General features: G+C 59.6%; 18 protein-coding genes and 1 pseudogene. 5 read left to right on the forward strand and 14 right to left on the reverse strand.

The annotated features are described in order from the left end of the window. Window positions 1-84 precede the first annotated feature (84 nt). The 3 genes from AC0ZWN_RS23585 to exbB are packed head-to-tail and all read right to left on the reverse strand — an operon-like array spanning window position 85 to window position 2,222. On the reverse strand, window positions 85-831 hold the full coding sequence (locus AC0ZWN_RS23585; protein ID WP_127930238.1) for a TonB family protein: 747 nt from the start codon (window positions 829-831) through the stop codon (window positions 85-87). Beyond that, on the reverse strand, window positions 828-1,256 hold the full coding sequence (exbD, locus tag AC0ZWN_RS23590; protein WP_007920333.1) for a TonB system transport protein ExbD: 429 nt from the start codon (window positions 1,254-1,256) through the stop codon (window positions 828-830). Before exbD ends, AC0ZWN_RS23585 begins: the two co-directional genes overlap by 4 nt. A gap of 6 nt (window positions 1,257-1,262) precedes the next feature. Next, on the reverse strand, window positions 1,263-2,222 hold the full coding sequence (gene exbB / locus AC0ZWN_RS23595; protein WP_099757518.1) for a tonB-system energizer ExbB: 960 nt from the start codon (window positions 2,220-2,222) through the stop codon (window positions 1,263-1,265). A gap of 188 nt (window positions 2,223-2,410) precedes the next feature. Between exbB and AC0ZWN_RS23600 the strand changes: the two genes are divergently transcribed. Then, window positions 2,411-3,268 (forward strand): SDR family oxidoreductase, encoded by an 858-nt coding sequence (locus AC0ZWN_RS23600; protein ID WP_476336754.1) that lies wholly within the window; start codon window positions 2,411-2,413, stop codon window positions 3,266-3,268. Window positions 3,269-3,407: 139 nt separating this feature from the next. Here the strand turns inward: AC0ZWN_RS23600 and AC0ZWN_RS23605 are convergent, their stop codons facing one another. The 6 genes from AC0ZWN_RS23605 to AC0ZWN_RS23630 all read right to left on the reverse strand — a co-directional run bounded on the left by AC0ZWN_RS23605 (window position 3,408) and on the right by AC0ZWN_RS23630 (window position 8,713). After that, window positions 3,408-4,148 carry a hypothetical protein gene (locus AC0ZWN_RS23605; RefSeq protein WP_476336756.1) on the reverse strand — a complete coding sequence of 247 codons (741 nt, stop codon included), beginning with the start codon at window positions 4,146-4,148 and terminating at the stop codon, window positions 3,408-3,410. A 69-nt stretch (window positions 4,149-4,217) separates the two neighbouring features. Continuing rightward, window positions 4,218-4,598, reverse strand: a complete 381-nt coding sequence (locus tag AC0ZWN_RS23610) for a RidA family protein (protein WP_003229509.1) — start codon at window positions 4,596-4,598, stop codon at window positions 4,218-4,220. 24 nt (window positions 4,599-4,622) lie between these two features. Then, on the reverse strand, window positions 4,623-6,728 hold the full coding sequence (gene spoT / locus AC0ZWN_RS23615) for a bifunctional GTP diphosphokinase/guanosine-3',5'-bis pyrophosphate 3'-pyrophosphohydrolase (RefSeq protein WP_007920338.1): 2,106 nt from the start codon (window positions 6,726-6,728) through the stop codon (window positions 4,623-4,625). 57 nt (window positions 6,729-6,785) lie between these two features. Next, the gene (gene rpoZ, locus AC0ZWN_RS23620) at window positions 6,786-7,049 is read right to left on the reverse strand and encodes a DNA-directed RNA polymerase subunit omega (RefSeq protein ID WP_008030604.1); all 264 of its coding nucleotides are present in this window, start codon (window positions 7,047-7,049) and stop codon (window positions 6,786-6,788) included. A 167-nt stretch (window positions 7,050-7,216) separates the two neighbouring features. After that, window positions 7,217-7,837: a guanylate kinase gene (gene gmk / locus AC0ZWN_RS23625; RefSeq protein ID WP_008078609.1), complete on the reverse strand. Its 621-nt coding sequence runs from the start codon at window positions 7,835-7,837 to the stop codon at window positions 7,217-7,219. 12 nt (window positions 7,838-7,849) lie between these two features. Next, window positions 7,850-8,713 (reverse strand): YicC/YloC family endoribonuclease, encoded by an 864-nt coding sequence (locus tag AC0ZWN_RS23630; RefSeq protein WP_476336758.1) that lies wholly within the window; start codon window positions 8,711-8,713, stop codon window positions 7,850-7,852. Window positions 8,714-8,984: 271 nt separating this feature from the next. Here AC0ZWN_RS23630 and rph point away from each other — a divergent pair, with 271 nt between their 5' ends. The 3 genes from rph (at window position 8,985) to gltS (ending at window position 11,673) form a co-directional block, all read left to right on the forward strand. Next, window positions 8,985-9,707, forward strand: coding sequence for a ribonuclease PH (gene rph / locus AC0ZWN_RS23635; protein WP_476336760.1), 723 nt, complete (start codon window positions 8,985-8,987; stop codon window positions 9,705-9,707). Window positions 9,708-9,735: 28 nt separating this feature from the next. Continuing rightward, window positions 9,736-10,104 (forward strand): DUF4870 domain-containing protein, encoded by a 369-nt coding sequence (locus AC0ZWN_RS23640; protein WP_007920344.1) that lies wholly within the window; start codon window positions 9,736-9,738, stop codon window positions 10,102-10,104. A gap of 357 nt (window positions 10,105-10,461) precedes the next feature. Beyond that, window positions 10,462-11,673 (forward strand): sodium/glutamate symporter, encoded by a 1,212-nt coding sequence (gene gltS, locus AC0ZWN_RS23645; RefSeq protein WP_186620164.1) that lies wholly within the window; start codon window positions 10,462-10,464, stop codon window positions 11,671-11,673. A gap of 79 nt (window positions 11,674-11,752) precedes the next feature. Here gltS and AC0ZWN_RS23650 read toward each other — a convergent pair whose 3' ends face one another. Then, entirely contained in the window at window positions 11,753-12,532 is a 780-nt protein-coding gene (locus AC0ZWN_RS23650) for an exodeoxyribonuclease III (protein WP_007920349.1), read from the reverse strand. A gap of 82 nt (window positions 12,533-12,614) precedes the next feature. Between AC0ZWN_RS23650 and pyrE the strand changes: the two genes are divergently transcribed. Beyond that, entirely contained in the window at window positions 12,615-13,259 is a 645-nt protein-coding gene (gene pyrE / locus AC0ZWN_RS23655; protein ID WP_008078597.1) for an orotate phosphoribosyltransferase, read from the forward strand. A gap of 168 nt (window positions 13,260-13,427) precedes the next feature. Here the strand turns inward: pyrE and argB are convergent, their stop codons facing one another. From argB to coaBC, 4 genes and pseudogenes are all read right to left on the reverse strand, one after another. Continuing rightward, the gene (gene argB / locus AC0ZWN_RS23660; RefSeq protein ID WP_003229488.1) at window positions 13,428-14,333 is read right to left on the reverse strand and encodes an acetylglutamate kinase; all 906 of its coding nucleotides are present in this window, start codon (window positions 14,331-14,333) and stop codon (window positions 13,428-13,430) included. A 17-nt stretch (window positions 14,334-14,350) separates the two neighbouring features. Continuing rightward, window positions 14,351-15,727 (reverse strand): annotated as a pseudogene (locus tag AC0ZWN_RS23665) (phosphomannomutase/phosphoglucomutase); the annotation flags it as partial. A 318-nt stretch (window positions 15,728-16,045) separates the two neighbouring features. Next, window positions 16,046-16,501 (reverse strand): dUTP diphosphatase, encoded by a 456-nt coding sequence (gene dut, locus AC0ZWN_RS23670; RefSeq protein ID WP_095049326.1) that lies wholly within the window; start codon window positions 16,499-16,501, stop codon window positions 16,046-16,048. Between the two features lie 5 nt (window positions 16,502-16,506). After that, window positions 16,507-17,715, reverse strand: a complete 1,209-nt coding sequence (gene coaBC / locus AC0ZWN_RS23675) for a bifunctional phosphopantothenoylcysteine decarboxylase/phosphopantothenate--cysteine ligase CoaBC (RefSeq protein ID WP_007920365.1) — start codon at window positions 17,713-17,715, stop codon at window positions 16,507-16,509. Between the last annotated feature and the right edge of the window lie 76 nt (window positions 17,716-17,791).

Genomic DNA, 17,791 nt, shown 5'->3' on the forward strand with positions numbered 1-17,791 from the left:
CGATAGCGGTGTGTCAGACGATGATTTTCTGACTGATACACCGCTATCGCGAGCAGGCTCACTCCTACAGGGTTTTGCGTTGCCTTAGCGGCGGCGTTCCAGCGAGTAAACAAACGGCGCAACAATTTCAATCGAGCCATTGTTCAGCATGTCGGCCGGTGGCTTGGGCAGCGGTTGTGCGCGGCGGATCATTTCCAGGGTTGCCCGGTCCAGATCAGCGTTGCCCGAGCGGCCCACCAGTTCAAACGACAACACATTACCTTCGGCATCCACCACGAAACGCAGACGGTTCAAGCCTTCCTTGCCCCGCGCCTGAGCACTTTGCGGGTACTTCTTGTACTTGGCCAAATGCGCGAGCAGGGTGCCCTGCCAACTGGCCTTGGCGGCCAACTGTGCCGGCGACGGACCCGGCGCAGGCTGGGCGGATTTCTCCGTCGGTGCCTGAGTCGGTTGAGTGTCGGCCGGTTTCTCCTCGGAAGGTTTTTCCTTCGGTGGATCCGGCAGCTTCTTCTCGACCGGCTTCGGCGGTTTCGGCTTTGGCTTCGGCTTGGGTTTCTGCACCGCGATTTCAGCTTTCGGTGCTTCGGCCAGCTTCGGAATCGGCAACTCTTCAACCGGAGCCGGTGGCTGCGGCGGTGTGACGACTTTCGGCGGAGCAGGCGGTGGCGGGGCCGGAACCGGGGCCAGCTCGACCATCATTGCCTGTGGGGGCAATTCGATGGGCGGGCGGGCGGTCCAGTTCAGCGCCAGCGCGATGGCCAGCGCGTGAACGCCCAGCACCACGGCCAGACTACCGCTGTAACGCGTCAGCTTATGGCGCGTCGTGATCATTTCTTGGCTGCCGTCTCAAGTCCGACCAGACCGACCTTCAGGTAACCGGCGGAGCGCAGCTTGTCCATCACGCTCATGAGGTCGCCGTAATCCACGCCTTTGTCGGCCTGGAAGAAGATGGTGGTGTCTTTCTTGCCCTGAGTCTTGGCGTCGAGCACGGCGCCGAGGGTTTCGGCTTTCACTTCATCGTCGCCGATGTACAGGCGCTGGTCAGCCTTGACGCTGAGGAACACCGGTTTCTCTGGCCGCGGCGCCGGTTTGGCGGTCGAGGCAGGCAGGTCGACTTTGATGTCTACGGTGGCCAATGGCGCGGCCACCATGAAGATGATCAACAGCACCAGCATCACGTCGATGAACGGCGTGACGTTGATTTCGTGGTTCTCGGCCAGATCGTCGTCTGCGCCTTCTTTCAAATGCAGGCCCATGGCCGATTACCCCACTTTCACCATGTGCGGTTGCGAGCTGCGCTCAGGCTGGTGGTCGAGGTCGCGGCTGACCAGCAGCAGCACTTCTGCCGAGGCGTCGGAAACCTGCGCCTTGTAACCGGCGATGGAGCGGGCGAAGACGTTGTAGATCACTACCGCAGGAATCGCAGCAACCAGACCCAATGCAGTGGCCAGCAGCGCTTCAGCAATGCCGGGCGCGACGACAGCAAGGTTGGTGGTCTGGGTTTTGGCGATGCCGATGAAGGAATTCATGATGCCCCACACGGTGCCGAACAGACCCACGAACGGCGCGGTGGAACCGATGGTGGCGAGGACGCCGGTGCCGCTGCTCATGTTGCGACCGCAGGCGGCAACCAGACGCTCGAGACGGAAGCTCACGCGTTCTTTGATGCCTTCTTTCTCGCGGCTGTTGACCGACAGGCGCATCTCTTCGAGGGCGTCGTGCACCAGCAGGTTGGCGAGGGTGCCTTCCTTGCCGGCCGTGGCGCTGGCTTCTTTCAGGGTGGTGGCTTTCTTCAGGGCGGCGATTTCGCCACGCAGACGACGCTTGGCGCCCATCAGCTCGAAGCCTTTGGCAATCCAGATGGTCCAGGTGATGATGGAAGCGATGGCCAGACCGATCATCACGATTTTCACGATGATGTCGGCGTTCTGGTACATGCCCCACGGCGACAGGTCGTGGGCCATGCCCAGGCTGTTGTCGGCTTCGAGAACTTCAGGTACGTCGGCAGCGTCTACCGCTTGCACTGGATCAGTGGCAGCGGGAGCAGCGGCAGGCGCGTTGGCGGCCGGTGCGTGCTGTTCGGTCGCGGCCGGGGCTGCTGGCGCTTGTGCGTCGGCGAACGCGGCGGTCGGTGCCAGCATCATGCTGAGCAGCAGAGCCGCCAGCGCGCTCCAGGCGCGAGGTCGATTGGTTGGCGAAGCGGGGATTTGATTGCGTGTCATGCTGGCCGGACCTGAGATAGAAAAACGTTGATGCTCTTCCAGGCCTCGTGAGGCCGAGAACAAAAGTGAGGTGCATTATTGCAAGTAATTCTTGTTAACAAAAGTAATAGAGTATCTTTTTTTCCTTCATTGCTAGCCGCCCGTCCTTTGCCGGCGCTAGGCTGTGTCTTTCCGATAGGAGTTTTTTGATGTCCGCGCCTTCTGTTTTGATTGCCGGTTGTGGTGATGTCGGCAGTCGTCTGGCCAGGCAATTGCTGGCGGCTGGCTGGGAAGTTCATGGCCTGCGCCGGGATGTTTCGAAGCTGCCTGCTGGGGTGATCGGCGTTGCCGGCGACCTGTTCAACGAAGACTGCCCGGCGACCTGGCCGGTGGGGGCCGTGGACTATCTGGTGTATTGCGCTGCAGCGACTGATCACGATGAGGCCGGTTATCGCGCGGCTTATGTGCAGGGTTTGCAGAATGTCCTGAGCTGGCTGGAAGATTACGGGCAAGTGCCTGAGCGGCTGCTGTTCGTATCCAGCAGCAGTGTCTACGGTCAGCAGGAGGGTGAGTGGGTTGACGAGGCATCTGCGACGGTCGCTGCGGGTTATTCCGGGCGACTGATGCTCGAAGCAGAGCAGGTGGCTCTAAACAGTGGCATCCCTGCGAGCATCCTGCGCCTGACCGGGATTTACGGCCCGGGTCGCGAATGGCTGCTGACTCAGGTGCGTCGCGGTTATCGCGTCGCGGTGGAGCCGCCGCTGTATGGCAACCGGATTCACGCTGACGACGCGGCGGGATTGCTGGCGTTTCTGCTGGAAAAGGATCGGCAGGGCGTGAAGCTGGAGGATTTCTACATCGGCGTGGACGATGCACCGGCACCGTTGGCCGAAGTGGTGGGCTGGTTGCGTGAGTATCTGGGCGTTACCGAATGGGCGGAAGACGCCAGCGTTCGGCGCACGGGCAGCAAGCGATGCAGCAATGCCCGGGCGAAAGCGTTGGGCTGGGCGCCAGCGTACCCAAGTTACCGCGAGGGCTATGCCGCGATCCTCGAAGGTAAGTGCTGACTTCCTGACACCCCAAAACAACTGTAGGAGTGAGCCTGCTCGCGATAGCGGTCTAACATTCAACACATATGCTGACTGTTACACCGCTATCGCGAGCAGGCTCACTCCTACAGGGGATCTCAGCGGATTGTGGTCCGGATTACTGCTTCTCCAGCAACCACTTACGCTCGCCCGGCGTGTATTGCGGCATTTCATCCGCCAGCGCGGTGTTCACCGCCTGGAAAATCTCCAGTTCCTTGCCCTTGCGCGTAAAGATGTAGGCATTGCCCTGACCGTTGAGCTGCAACCACATGTTGTCGTTGGTACTGCTCATCGAAGCGCAATCACCTGCCAGGCACAAGGCATAACGGTCGGCTCCTGGCAGCCCGGAGACCTGGCCGTCAGCCTGAAACTGCACGGTGCCGCCTTCGCCCTGACCGCTGGCGATTGTCCAGTTGCCGCCCATGTAGGCGGAATACAGCGCGCGCTCGAAACTGGCGCCGATCGGCGCACCTTCCGGCACCGGAATCTGCGCACGGTCGAAAAGCTGCTCGGGTTCGTTCTCGCTGGCGGCTTGCTGCAGTTGCCCGCCGTCGCGTTTCAGCTCGCTGGCGGAGCTGCCATAGAAGTCGACTTTCCAGGCGCCGGATTTCTCACCCAGCAGCCGTCCTTCGACGTTCTCAAAACCGTTGGTGTAGCGGGCCTGGCCGGCCTTGGTGTTGACGTCCCACTCAAGGTTCGGGCCGTAAGCCTGAAGCGCTTCGCGCAGGGGGCCGCCCTTGGCTGCGGCATCGATCGCCACCTGGTTGATCCAGGTGCCGCTGATGTCACGCTCGGCAGGGTTGCTGGCGCAGCCGCCGAGGAAAATGGCGAGCAGCGGGAGAGCTAGCGCTTTGCGCATGGTGGAATCCTTTCAAAACCTTTTCTTGCTGAGCAGTCGGCGCGGCGTTTGAAGGCCGCGCCGTGCGCATCACTCGATGACCAGAATGGCATCCATTTCAACCTGCGAACCCTTTGGCAGGGCAGCCACGCCGATGGCGGCGCGAGCCGGGTATGGCTGGTCGAAGTACTTGCCCATGATCTCGTTGACCTTGGCGAAGTGGCTCAGGTCGGTGAGGAAGATGTTCAGTTTGACGATGTCCTTGAACGAGCCGCCAGCGGCTTCAGCCACGGCTTTGAGGTTCTCGAACACCTGGACGGTCTGGGCTTCGAAGCCTTCAACCAGTTCCATGGTTTTTGGGTCCAGAGGAATCTGGCCCGACATGTAAACGGTGTTGCCTGCCTTGATCGCCTGGGAGTAAGTACCGATGGCGGCCGGGGCCTTGTCGCTGGTGATTACGGTTTTGGTCATATATGACTCCTTGTAATAGGCAGGTTATGCACGCATGCGGGTGATGCGGATCACCCCGGTCAAGGCGCGCAGTTTCTTGATCACGCGGGCCAGGTGCACACGGTCGTGAACGCTGACCACCAACTGGACCACGCTGATGCGACCATCGCGTTCGTCCATGCTGATTTTCTCGATATTGCCGTCGGCCGCGTTGACGCTGCTGGCCAGCAGAGCGATCAGGCCGCGCTGGTGTTCCAGCTCGACGCGCAGTTCGACGTTGAATTCGCCGGTGACATCCTTGGCCCACGAGAGCTGGATGCATTTTTCCGGGTTGTGCCTGATTTCGCTGATGTTACGGCAGTTGTCCAGGTGCACGACCATGCCTTTGCCCGCCGACAGGTGCCCGACAATCGGGTCGCCCGGGATCGGCGTGCAGCACTTGGCGTAGCTCAGCACCAGACCTTCGGTACCGCGAATCGCCAGCGGGCCTTCCGGGCTTGGCAACTGTTCGCCTTCGCCAAGCAGGCGGCGGGCGACCACGTAGGCCATGCGGTTACCCAGGCCAATGTCTTCGAGCAAATCTTCGATCAGTTCGAGGCGGTACTCGGTGAGCATCGCCTTGACGCGTTCGGCCGGGATCTTCTCCAGCGAACTGTCGAAACCGTTGAGCACCTTGTTCAGCAGGCGTTCGCCGAGGCTGATGGACTCCGAGCGACGTTGCAGTTTCAGCGCGTGACGGATGTGCGTGCGCGCCTTGCCCGTGACCACGAAGTTGAGCCACGCCGGATTCGGTCGGGCGCCGGGTGCGCTGACGATCTCGACCGTGGAGCCGCTTTGCAGCGGTTCGGAAAGCGGTGCGAGTCGACGGTTGATCCGGCAGGCAATGCAGCTGTTGCCGACGTCGGTGTGTACCGCGTAGGCAAAGTCGACCGCCGTGGAGCCTTTCGGCAGCTCCATGATCCGTCCTTTGGGCGTGAACACATAGACCTCGTCCGGGAACAGGTCGATCTTCACACTCTCGATGAATTCCAGCGAGTTGCCGGCGCGTTGCTGCATCTCCAGCACGCCTTTGACCCACTGACGGGCGCGGGCGTGAGTGCCTTTTGGCTGCTCGTCACCGCTGGATTTGTACAGCCAATGGGCGGCGATGCCGTTGTTGGCCATCTCTTCCATTTCGCGGGTGCGGATCTGGATTTCGATCGGTACGCCGTGCATGCCGAACAGCGTGGTGTGCAGCGACTGATAGCCGTTGGCTTTGGGAATCGCGATGTAATCCTTGAAGCGCCCTGGCAACGGTTTGTACAAATTATGTACAGCACCCAGCACGCGGTAGCAGGTATCGACCTTGTCGACGATGATCCGGAACGCATAGACGTCCATGATCTCGTTGAAGGCCCGACGCTTGCCGCGCATTTTCTTGTAGATGCCGTAGAGGTGTTTCTGCCGACCGCTGACTTCGCCCTGGATGCCGTCGATGGCGAGGCAATGGCCAAGGGATTCTTCGATCTTGTTGACGATTTCCTTGCGGTTGCCCCGGGCGCGTTTGACCGCTTGGTAGATCCGCGCGGAACGCATCGGGTGCATGGCCTTGAAGCCAAGGTCTTCGAATTCGATACGAATGGCATGCATGCCCAGCCGGTTGGCGATGGGTGCGTAGATTTCCAGGGTTTCCTTGGCGATGCGTCGGCGCTTTTCGCCGGACAGCACTTCCAGCGTGCGCATGTTGTGCAGGCGGTCGGCGAGTTTGACCAGGATCACGCGAATGTCGCGTGCCATGGCCATGGCCATTTTCTGGAAATTTTCGGCTTGGGCTTCGGCCTTGGTCTCGAAATTCATCTGGGTCAGCTTGCTGACCCCGTCGACCAGTTCGGCCACGGTTTCACCGAACTGCGCTTGCAGCGCTTCTTTGGCGATACCGGTGTCTTCGATCACGTCATGCAGCATCGCCGCCATCAGGCTCTGATGGTCCATGTGCATGTCGGCAAGAATATTGGCCACGGCAAGAGGATGCGTGACGTACGCCTCGCCGCTGCGACGGCGTTGACCGTCATGGGCTTGTTCGGCGTAGAAATACGCTCGGCGGACCAGGTTGACCTGGTCGTTGCCGAGGTAGGTCGATAAGCGATCGGCGAGGGCGTCTATGCTCGGCATGATGATTCCTGCCGTAAGCTGTGATCCCGCGCCGTGCTACGTCGACCAGGCATAGGCTTAGACGGCCTCGTTGGACTCGTCCTCGAACGCTGCAAACAGCGGCTCATCCTGGACGATTTCCTGCTCGGCGATGAACTCGTAGCTCATCAGGCCTTCAGCGATTTCACGCAGTGCGACAACAGTCGGCTTGTCGTTTTCCCACTGGACCAATGGCTCTTTGCCGCCGGTGGCCAGTTGACGGGCACGCTTGGTAGAGAGCATGACCAGCTCAAAGCGGTTTTCCACGTGTTCTAGGCAGTCTTCAACGGTTACGCGGGCCATGGTATTCCTCGGAGCGAATGCAATATGCGCGCTGCCCGGTTGGGCGAGCGGACTCAACAGTTTAAAAAATCACCAGCGATTAGGGAAGCGCTGATTTTTTGACCAAGCCCTTCAACGCGCTGCAAGCACCAATGTAAAGCGCTTGCAGCTGTTTTGGGAAGTGCTGATTATCCGAGCAATTCGGCCAGCAATTTGCCGAAACGTACTTGCTGGCGTTTCTGCTGGAGTTGATTGGCGCGGAAAATCGCCTTCAGATCGTCCAGTGCGTGAGCAAAATCGTCGTTGATGATCAGGTAGTCGTATTCGACATAGTGACTCATCTCGCTGACCGCTTCGCGCATCCGCCCGTCAATGATCTCGTCGCTGTCCTGACCGCGATTGGTCAGGCGTTGGTGCAGGGCCTGAAGCGACGGCGGCAGGATAAAGATCGAGCGTGCTTGCGGCATCAGCTTGCGTACTTGCTCGGCGCCTTGCCAGTCGATTTCCAGAATCAGGTCGTGACCTTCGTCCAGCGTCTGCTGCAGGCGGCTTTGCGAGGTGCCGTAGAAGTTGCCGAAGACTTCGGCGCGTTCGAGGAAGTCGCCATGCTCGCCCATCTTCACGAACTCTTCGCGGGTCACGAAGTGATAGTTCACGCCGTCCACTTCACCCGGGCGCATGGCGCGGGTGGTGTGGGAAACCGAAACGCGAATTTCCGGTATGGCGTCGGTCAAGGCCTTGACCAGGCTGCTCTTGCCCGCGCCCGATGGCGCGGAAATGATGTACAGGGTGCCGGTGCTGTGGGTCATGTCGGGGTAGCCTTACTCAATATTCTGCACTTGTTCGCGCATCTGCTCGATCAACACCTTGAGGTTGACGGCGGCTTGGGTGCTGCGCGGGTCGAAGGCCTTGGAGCCCAGTGTGTTGGCTTCGCGGTTGAGTTCCTGCATCAGGAAGTCCAGGCGCCGACCGGCGGCACCGCCGGACTTGAGCACCCGGCGAACTTCGATGATGTGGGTGCTCAGGCGATCCAGTTCTTCGGCCACATCGCTCTTTTGCGCGAGGATGACCATTTCCTGTTCGAGACGCTGCGGATCCAGTTCGGCCTTCATGTCGGCGAAGCGATCGAGGACTTTCTGGCGCTGGGTCGCAAGCATTTGCGGCACCAGTTCACGCAGGGTCACCACGTCTTCTTCAATGGAGGTCAGGCGCTCGTTGATCAGGCGTGCCAGCTCCGCGCCTTCGCGCTCGCGGCCGGCCTTCAACTCTTTCAGGCCTTGATTGAACAGCGCCAGTGCGTCGGCATTCAGCGCCTGCGGGTCGCTCGCATCGCCCACCAGTACGCCGGGCCAGGCCAGCACTTCCAGCGGGTTGAGTGCGGCAGGGTTCTTGATCAGGCCAGCCACGGTCTCAGCCGCTGCGACCAGCTGCGCGGCGCGCTCGCGATCGACTTGCAGGGCTTTGCCGGTGCTTTCTTCGGTGAAACGCAGGGTGCATTCCAGTTTGCCCCGCGACAGGCCCTGACGCAGCGCTTCACGCACCGCGCCTTCGAGGTCGCGAAACGACTCCGGCAGGCGCAGGTGCGGTTCCAGATAGCGACTGTTCACCGAGCGCAGTTCCCAGCTCAGGGTGCCCTGTGCGCCGGCTTTTTCGACGCGGGCGAAGGCGGTCATGCTGTGCACCATGGCGGTGACCTCGCAAATGCAGATCGGCGCGAAACCTGTGTTCCGCAGGCGCGATATGTATGAATTTAAGCCGACTGGCAGCAAAGGCGCAGGATTGTAGCGCAGTGCGGCGAATGCGCCCAAACACACGGTGTGACAAAGGGCTGCATCCCGTCGGTAACGGGTGTTTCAGGGCCTTCGATCGTCGGGCTGGATTTTTAACGAGTGCCCACGCGCGGTGCAGCGCTCTATAATGCTCGGCAGTTTTCCGTCCCCAGTACAGGTATTCCCTATGAAACGTCCAAGTGGTCGCGCTGCCGATCAGCTCCGCTCGATCCGCATTACCCGCAACTACACCAAACACGCCGAGGGATCCGTACTGGTCGAATTCGGTGATACCAAAGTCATCTGCACCGTCAGCGTCGAAAACGGTGTACCGCGCTTCCTCAAAGGCCAGGGCCAGGGTTGGTTGACCGCCGAATACGGCATGCTGCCGCGCGCCACTGGCGAGCGTAACCAGCGTGAAGCGAGCCGTGGCAAGCAGGGCGGTCGCACCCTGGAAATCCAGCGCCTGATCGGCCGTTCCCTGCGCGCTGCGCTGGACATGTCCAAGCTGGGCGATGTGACCCTGTACGTCGACTGCGACGTGATTCAGGCCGACGGTGGTACTCGCACGGCTTCGATCACCGGCGCCATGGTTGCACTGGTTGATGCACTGAAAGTAATCAAGAAGCGTGGCGGCCAGAAGGGTGGCGATCCGCTCAAGCAGATGATCGGTGCCGTGTCGGTCGGCATGTATCAGGGCGAGGCCGTGCTGGATCTGGACTATCTTGAAGATTCCGTCGCCGAGACTGACCTCAACGTGGTGATGACCAGCACCGGTGGCTTCATCGAGGTGCAGGGCACGGCTGAAGGCGCGCCGTTCCAGCCTGAAGACTTGAACGCCATGCTGGAACTGGCCAAGCAAGGCATGAACGAAATCTTCGAACTGCAAAAGGCTGCACTGGCCGACTGAGCAGGTTCATAACCGCAAGGAGGACGCGATGAGTGACGAACAAGAATTGCTGCCCAAACCGAGCCAGGAGGTTCGCCAATGGGCGATGTTTTGTCACTTGTCCGCCTTGCTGGGGATCTGGATTCCGTTCGGCAATCTGATCGGGCCGTTGATCCTCTGGCAGATGAAGCGCGAAACGGACCCGTTCATCGACGCTCAAGGCAAGGAGGCGCTGAATTTTCAGATCACCGTCGCCATCGCCTCGTTGATCTGTTTCCTGCTGATGGTGCTGATCATCGGGTTCTTCCTGTTGGGGATACTGGCCATTGGTGCGCTGGTATTGACCATCATCGCCGGTGTGAAGGCCAATGAAGGTTTTCCTTACCGATATCCGTTTACCTGGCGGCTGATTAAATAAGGCGCTCGAAAAGTTTTAAAGCAAATGCCCTGACCTGTCAGGGCATTTTATTAATGCAACAAAATTAATCGTTATTATGGGTAGGAATGATCTGATCGCGATGATCGGTCGATACTCTTTCTGTATATACACTTTTAGTCACAACTGCATCGGCTTAGTTAGGATTCATGGCCTTGGAATCAAAGGCGACGATTGTTAAAGTTGCTCGGATAATATTTCTCCTGAAATATTAAGATATATTCAAGCCATCGAAGGCTATTGAATTTCCGAGTAATCAGTGTTGAGACAATCAGCCGGTTCATGAGGCGCGTGCAGGTAAACAGCTCGCCTCTGAATATATAGCCAAGAATAATCCCAATGATTCAGCTCGATTTTTACGGAACACTTGTGGCCGCCTCCTTAGTCCTTCTGCTAGGACGCGGGCTCGTTATGCGTGTTGGTTTCATGCGCAGTTACAATATCCCTGAACCGGTCGCGGGTGGCCTGGTAGTTGCCTTGATCTTGTTGCTGCTGCGAACGCTAAATATTGAAATTCGTTTCGATACTTCGCTGCAGACACCTTTGATGCTGGCCTTTTTTGCCACCATTGGTCTAAGTGCAGACTTTGCCAGCTTGAAGAAAGGCGGGCGCGTTGTTGGGATATTTCTATTGGCAGTCACCGGATTGTTGGTGGTGCAGAATGCGATGGGGATCGGGCTGGCAACAATGCTCGGGCTCGATCCATTGATGGGACTGCTGACCGGATCGATCACCTTGGCGGGCGGTCACGGCACTGGGGCTGCGTGGGGTACGGTATTCAGTGAGAAATACGGTCTGGCCTCTGCGTCGGAGCTGGCGATGGCTTCCGCGACGTTTGGCCTTGTGCTGGGTGGTTTGATCGGCGGACCAGTCGCGCGCTTGCTCATCAAGCGAGTGCAGGTGCCCGGTTGTCAGAGTCCGGATGCGCCGCTGCGGTTGCCGAAAGGCTTCGAGCAACCAAACAAAGAACGCTCGATTACCCCGTTTTCGTTTATAGAAACACTCGCCCTGATCGCGGTCAGTTTGCTGGCGGGCAATCTGTTGAACGGCCTGCTGCAGGGCACCGCATTCGAGTTGCCGACGTTCGTTTGTGTTCTGTTTGTTGGCGTGGTCTTGCGCAACGGGCTTTCGGCGTTGGGTCTGTATCAGGTGTTCGAGCGTGAGGTGTCGGTGCTGGGCAATGTCAGCTTGTCGCTGTTTCTGGCGATTGCCCTGATGTCGCTCAAACTGTGGGATCTGGCAGCATTGGCGCTGCCCATCTTCATCATCCTGGCAGTGCAGGCGCTGGTCATGGCGTTGTTCGCGATTTTCGTGACATTCCGGATGATGGGGCGCAACTACGACGCGGCCGTGCTGGCGGCAGGGCATTGCGGTTTCGGATTGGGTGCGACGCCGACGGCGATCGCCAATATGCAGGCAGTGACGCAGCGTTATGGGCCGTCGCAGATTGCCTTTCTGGTGGTGCCGATGGTCGGAGCGTTTTTCATCGATATCATTAATGTCGTCGTGATCAAGCTCTACCTGGCCTTACCGTTCTTCGCTGCTGTCTGAGTCCGAATCGGCTTGGCACTGACGCACAAAAAATGCCCATATCCTGCGATACGGGCATTTTTTTACTTCGAAAAGGCGCTTAGATGGTCAGCGTCCAGTCGTAGTCGACGATCAGCGGTGCGTGCTGCGAGAACCGTGGCTGACGCGGCAGGCGAGCACTGCGCACGAAGCGCCGCAGGCCCGGGGTCAGGATCTGGTAGTCAAACCGCCAGCCGAGATTGAGCATCTCGGCCTGTTCGTTGTCCGGCCACCAGCTGTACTGGTCGCCTTCACGGCTGACTTCGCGCAGCGCATCGACATAGCCCATGTTGCCGACAATCTCGTCCATCCAGGCGCGTTCTGGCGCCAGGAAGCCCGGGGATTGCTGGCTGTCGCGCCAGTTCTTGATGTCGAGCTTCTGCTGCGCCACGTACAGCGAGCCACAATAAATGTACTCGCGACGTTTGCGCCGCTGTTTGTCCAGGTACTTGCCGAAGTCGTCCATGAGCTTGAATTTCTGGTTCAAGTCCTCATCGCCGTTCATCCCCGAAGGAAGCAGCAAGGTGGCAATACTGACTTTGTCGAAATCTGCTTGCAGGTAGCGCCCGTAGCGGTCGGCCGTCTCGAAACCGAGACCGCTGATGACAGCCTTCGGTTGCAACCGCGAATACAAAGCCACGCCGCCTTGGGCAGGGACTTCAGCATCGCAGGCATAAAGGAAGTAGCCATCCAGTTGGAAGGCTGGGTCATCCAGTTCAAAGGCGGAGGCACGGGTGTCCTGCAGGCAGATGACGTCGGCATTCTGTGCTTGCAGCCAACTGAGCAAACCACGCTCGACTGCAGCCTGAATACCATTGACGTTCACACTGATGATCCGCATAAATGGCCCCAAAAATCGCGTGCGTGTATGATACACGGCGTCAAGCTAATTAGCTAAATCCGTGGTATTTGGGGTTTTTTTCATGCAAGCGTATCAGCGCGATTTCATTCGTTTTGCCATCGATCGCGGCGTTTTGCGCTTCGGTGAGTTCACCCTGAAGTCCGGGCGCACCAGTCCTTACTTCTTCAATGCCGGCCTGTTCAACTCGGGTTCGGCCCTGGCGCAGCTGGGGCGTTTCTACGCGGCAGCCATCGCTGAGAGCGGCATTCCCTTCGACGTTCTGTTTGGCCCGGCCTACAAAGGCATCCCGTTGGCGGCAACCACCGCTGTGGCACTGGCCGAGCACCACGACCGTGATCTGCCGTGGTGCTTCAACCGCAAGGAAGCCAAGGCCCACGGCGAGGGCGGTAGTCTGGTCGGCGCGCCACTGACTGGCGATGTGCTGATCATTGATGACGTAATCACGGCCGGTACAGCAATCCGCGAAGTGATGCAGATCATCGCTTCCCAGGACGGTGCCAAGGCTGCGGGCGTGCTGATTGCGCTGAACCGTCAGGAACGTGGCAACGGTGAATTGTCGGCCATTCAAGAAGTCGAGCGTGATTTCGGTATCCCGGTGATCAGCATTGTTTCGCTGAATCAGGTGCTGGAATTCCTTGCCGATGATCCGCAGCTCAAGCAACACCTGCCAGCCGTAGAAGCCTACCGCGCACAATTCGGCGTCTAGCGGCGGAGCACTGTGGGAGCGAGCCTGCTCGCGAAGAGGCCTTCACATTCAATATTAATGTGATGCAAAGACCGCTTTCGCGAGCAGGCTCGCTCCCACAGGGAATGTGGTGCAAAAAAAGACCCCGCTCAGCCAGGCTGAGCGGGGTCTTTTTGTTTACGTCAGCGCTTATGGGCGCTTGCGATTGCTGATCAGCGTGCCCACACCGGTGTCGGTGAAGATTTCCAGCAGGATCGCGTTCGGCACGCGGCCGTCGATGATCAGCGAGCTGCCCACGCCGCCCTGAACCGCTTCCAGTGCGCAACGAATCTTCGGCAGCATACCGCCGTAGATAGTGCCGTCGGCGATCAGGTCGTCGACCTGCTGCGTGCTCAGGCCGGTCAACACGGTGCCCGACTTGTCCATCAGGCCGGCAATATTGGTCAGCAACATCAGCTTCTCGGCTTTCAGTGCCTCGGCGACTTTACCAGCCACCAGATCCGCGTTGATGTTGTACGACTCGCCGTTCTCACCCACGCCGATCGGCGCGATCACCGGGATGAAGTTGCCTTTGACCAGCAGGTTCAGCAGTTCGGTATTGATCCCGACCACTTCGCCGACCTGACCGATGTCGATGATTTCCGGTTGCGTCATCTCCGGCGTCTGACGGGTGACGGTGAGCTTCTTCGCACGAATCAGCCCGGCGTCTTTACCGGTCAGGCCGATGGCGCTGCCGCCGTGACGGTTGATCAGGTTGACGATGCTTTTGTTGACCTGGCCGCCAAGGACCATTTCCACCACATCCATGGTCGCGGCGTCGGTGACGCGCATACCATCGACGAAGTGGCTTTCGATCGACAGACGCTTGAGCAGATCGCCGATCTGCGGGCCGCCACCGTGAACCACGACCGGGTTGATGCCCACGGCTTTCATCAAGACGATATCGCGCGCAAAGCCGGTTTTCAGCTCCTCGCTTTCCATCGCATTGCCGCCGTATTTGATCACCAGGGTCTTGCCGACATAACGTCGGATGTAAGGCAACGCTTCGGACAGGACCTGGGCGGTATGGGCGGCGGCTTCGCGTTCGAGGGTCATTCAGGGCTCCGGGTGGATCAGAACGGTAGTTGGAGATCAGGTGCAACGCGTTTCAGTTGGGCGTGGAACACATCCTTGATGCGTTGCAATTCAGCCTCGTCATCGGCCTCGAAGCGCAGCACCAGCACCGGTGTGGTGTTGGACGCGCGCACCAGGCCCCAGCCTTTGGCGTAATCGACTCGCACGCCGTCGATGGTGGTCAGGTCAGCACCCGGACCCCACTGTGCGTCGTGCAGTGCATCAATGATGCTGAATTTGCTCTCTTCGGTCACATGGATATTGATTTCCGGCGTAGAAATATCGTTCGGGAAGGTCGCAAACAGCTCTTCCGCGGTGGATTTTTCCTTGCTGAGGATCTCCAGCAGCCGTGCGGCGCTGTAGATACCGTCGTCGAAACCGAACCAGCGCTCCTTGAAGAAGATGTGCCCGCTCATTTCCCCGGCCAATAGCGCACCGGATTGTTTCATTTTCTTTTTGATCAACGAATGACCGGTCTTCCACATTAGCGGACGACCACCGTATTCCTTGATCAGCGGCACCAGGCGGCGGGTGCATTTGACGTCGAAGATGATTTCCGCGTCCGGGTTGCGCGCGACCACGTCACGGGCGAACAGCATCAGCAGGCGATCGGGATAAACGATGCTGCCGGTGTTGGTCACTACACCGACGCGGTCGCCGTCGCCGTCGAAAGCCAGGCCGATATCGGCGTTGGTTTCCTTGACCTTGGCGATCAGGTCGACGAGGTTCTCAGGCTTGCCCGGATCCGGGTGGTGGTTGGGGAAGTTGCCATCGACCTCGCAGAACAGCGGGATGACTTCGCAATTCAGTGCTTCGATCAGTTGCGGGGCGATCACACCGGCCGCGCCGTTGCCGCAGTCGACCACGACTTTCATGCGCCGTGCCAGTTTAATGTCCTGGACGATTTCGGTGTTGTAGCGGTCGAGGATCTCGACCTGAGTGACACTGCCGGTGCCGCTGCTCAAGTTGTTGCTCTTCAGGCGCTCGTGCAGGGCCTGGATCTGTTCGTTGGCGAGGGTGTCGCCGGCGATGACGATCTTGAAACCGTTGTAGTTCGACGGGTTGTGGCTGCCGGTGAGCATCACCCCGGATTTGCCGGCCAGGACGTTAGCGGCGTAGTACAGCGCGGGCGTTGGCACCAGGCCGACATCGCTGACGTGGCAGCCGCTTTCGGCGATGCCGCGAATCAGTTCTGCAACCAGCTCCGGGCCGGACAGGCGGCCGTCGCGACCGACGGAAACGTTCGGTTCACCTTGGGCCAGGCTCTGCGAACCGATGGCGCGGCCAATCCAGTAAGCGGTTTCGGCATTGAGGAATTCCGGCACGGTGCCGCGAATGTCATAGGCGCGGAAAATGCTGTCGGGCAGCTTCGGGGCGATCTTGGCTGGGGTGCTCATCTACGGAAATGCTCCATCTCGAAAGTGGCGGGACAGACCGACGAATCGTTCGACGGCAGGCTCAAACTGAAGGGTATGACGGCGTTTTTCACGGAGAGTTCGTGGTATGAAAGGGCCATGATGCCTCGGCGGGCGTGGCTTTCGGCCGGCAAAACCTTGATTTTCGGTGTTAAACCTTTCAGCTGATCTGCTGAAACTTCCCCCTGTAGGAGCTGCCGCAGGCTGCGATCTATTGATCTTGATCTTAAAAATCAAAAGATCGCAGCCTGCGGCAGCTCCTACAGAAGATGGCTCCGGTTATTTGGTGCCGGTATGGCCAAATCCGCCAGTGCCGCGTTCGGTTTCGACGAACTCTTCAACCATTTCGAAATGCGCCTGTACCACCGGTACCAGCACCAGTTGCGCCAGACGTTCGCCGACGGTCATGGTGAAGTCGGTCTGGCCACGGTTCCAGCAAGACACCATCAGCGGGCCCTGATAATCCGAGTCAATCAGACCCACGAGGTTGCCCAGCACGATGCCGTGCTTATGGCCCATGCCCGAGCGCGGCAGGATCAGCGCGGCGAGGTTCGGGTCGCCGATGTAAACCGACAGACCGGTGGGGATCAGCACGGTTTCACCCGGCTTGATCACGATGTCCTGATCCAGCATGGCGCGCAGGTCGAGGCCGGCGGAACCCGGGGTGGCGTATTGCGGCAGCGGGAATTCGGTGCCGATGCGTGGGTCGAGGATCTTGGCTTGCAAAGCGTGCATGTAAATTAAACCTGGTTCAGACGTTCGGCGATAAAGGTGACCAGTTGGCGAGCGATCTTGCTCTTGCTGGTCTGGGCGAAAACCGTGGCGTGCAGCGCACGGTCAATCACGCTGCAGGCGTTTTCTTCGCTGTTGAAACCGATGCTCGGGTTGGCGACGTCGTTGGCGACGATCAAATCGAGATTCTTGTCCTTCAGCTTGCGTGCAGCGTAGTCGAGCAGGTGTTCGGTCTCGGCGGCGAAACCGACACTGAACGGACGGTCGGGACGGGTCGCGATGGTGGCCAGGATGTCCGGGTTACGCACCATTTGCAGGACGAAGCCGTCACCGCTCGTAGGATCTTTCTTGAGTTTTTGCGGGGCGACGACTTCCGGGCGGTAGTCCGCAACGGCTGCCGAGGCGATGAACACATCGCACGGGATCGCCGACTCGCAAGCCGCGAGCATGTCGCGGGCGCTGACCACGTCGATACGCGTGACGCGATCCGGTGTCGGCAGGTGCACCGGGCCGCTGATCAGCGTGACGCGGGCGCCGGCCTCAACTGCGGCTTCAGCGAGGGCGAAGCCCATTTTGCCGGAGCTGTGGTTAGTGATGTAGCGAACCGGGTCGATGTTTTCCTGAGTCGGGCCGGCGGTGATGACGACGTGTTTGCCGGTCAGCGCCTGGCGCTGGAAGCAGTCCGCCGCGCATTGTGCGAGGTCGGTGGCCTCCATCATGCGGCCCATGCCGACGTCGCCGCAGGCCTGGCTACCCGAGGCCGGGCCGAAGGTCTTCAGGCCACGGCTTTCCAGGAGTTGCAGGTTGGCCTGGGTCGCCGGATCACGCCACATCGCCTGATTCATTGCCGGCGCGACTGCCACAACGGCGTCGGTGGCCAGCACCAGGGTGGTCAGCAAATCGTTGGCGATGCCTTGGGCCAGGCGGGCGATCAGGTCGGCGGTGGCCGGGGCGATCAGTACCAGATCGGCCCATTTCGCCAGCTCGATGTGGCCCATCGCGGCTTCGGCAGCCGGGTCGAGCAAGTCGAGGTGGACCGGGTGGCCGGACAGCGCTTGCATGGTCAGCGGGGTGATGAACTCGGCGCCGCCATGGGTCATTACCACGCGTACTTCGGCACCCTGATCGATCAGGCGACGAACCAGATCGGCGCTCTTGTAGGCCGCGATGCCGCCGCCGACGCCGAGCACGATGCGTTTCCGATACAGCCGCTGCATAGGTCTGCCTTTCATTTCGTGGGTGACATACGTGGCGAAACCCCCTCCCCAGGGTGAATTCGCCCGCAAAAAAGAT

The sequence above is a fragment of the Pseudomonas sp. 3B-A001-10F genome (assembly GCF_056313565.1).

What these genes read in the sequence shown, in the direction of transcription:
- AC0ZWN_RS23585 (WP_127930238.1), bottom strand. Translation starts at nt 831, where the DNA reads ATGATCACGACGCGCCATAAGCTGACGCGTTACAGCGGTAGTCTGGCC.
- exbD (WP_007920333.1), bottom strand. Translation starts at nt 1,256, where the DNA reads ATGGGCCTGCATTTGAAAGAAGGCGCAGACGACGATCTGGCCGAGAAC.
- exbB (WP_099757518.1), bottom strand. Translation starts at nt 2,222, where the DNA reads ATGACACGCAATCAAATCCCCGCTTCGCCAACCAATCGACCTCGCGCC.
- AC0ZWN_RS23600 (WP_476336754.1), top strand. Translation starts at nt 2,411, where the DNA reads ATGTCCGCGCCTTCTGTTTTGATTGCCGGTTGTGGTGATGTCGGCAGT.
- AC0ZWN_RS23605 (WP_476336756.1), bottom strand. Translation starts at nt 4,148, where the DNA reads ATGCGCAAAGCGCTAGCTCTCCCGCTGCTCGCCATTTTCCTCGGCGGC.
- AC0ZWN_RS23610 (WP_003229509.1), bottom strand. Translation starts at nt 4,598, where the DNA reads ATGACCAAAACCGTAATCACCAGCGACAAGGCCCCGGCCGCCATCGGT.
- spoT (WP_007920338.1), bottom strand. Translation starts at nt 6,728, where the DNA reads ATGCCGAGCATAGACGCCCTCGCCGATCGCTTATCGACCTACCTCGGC.
- rpoZ (WP_008030604.1), bottom strand. Translation starts at nt 7,049, where the DNA reads ATGGCCCGCGTAACCGTTGAAGACTGCCTAGAACACGTGGAAAACCGC.
- gmk (WP_008078609.1), bottom strand. Translation starts at nt 7,837, where the DNA reads ATGACCCACAGCACCGGCACCCTGTACATCATTTCCGCGCCATCGGGC.
- AC0ZWN_RS23630 (WP_476336758.1), bottom strand. Translation starts at nt 8,713, where the DNA reads ATGGTGCACAGCATGACCGCCTTCGCCCGCGTCGAAAAAGCCGGCGCA.
- rph (WP_476336760.1), top strand. Translation starts at nt 8,985, where the DNA reads ATGAAACGTCCAAGTGGTCGCGCTGCCGATCAGCTCCGCTCGATCCGC.
- AC0ZWN_RS23640 (WP_007920344.1), top strand. Translation starts at nt 9,736, where the DNA reads ATGAGTGACGAACAAGAATTGCTGCCCAAACCGAGCCAGGAGGTTCGC.
- gltS (WP_186620164.1), top strand. Translation starts at nt 10,462, where the DNA reads ATGATTCAGCTCGATTTTTACGGAACACTTGTGGCCGCCTCCTTAGTC.
- AC0ZWN_RS23650 (WP_007920349.1), bottom strand. Translation starts at nt 12,532, where the DNA reads ATGCGGATCATCAGTGTGAACGTCAATGGTATTCAGGCTGCAGTCGAG.
- pyrE (WP_008078597.1), top strand. Translation starts at nt 12,615, where the DNA reads ATGCAAGCGTATCAGCGCGATTTCATTCGTTTTGCCATCGATCGCGGC.
- argB (WP_003229488.1), bottom strand. Translation starts at nt 14,333, where the DNA reads ATGACCCTCGAACGCGAAGCCGCCGCCCATACCGCCCAGGTCCTGTCC.
- dut (WP_095049326.1), bottom strand. Translation starts at nt 16,501, where the DNA reads ATGCACGCTTTGCAAGCCAAGATCCTCGACCCACGCATCGGCACCGAA.
- coaBC (WP_007920365.1), bottom strand. Translation starts at nt 17,715, where the DNA reads ATGCAGCGGCTGTATCGGAAACGCATCGTGCTCGGCGTCGGCGGCGGC.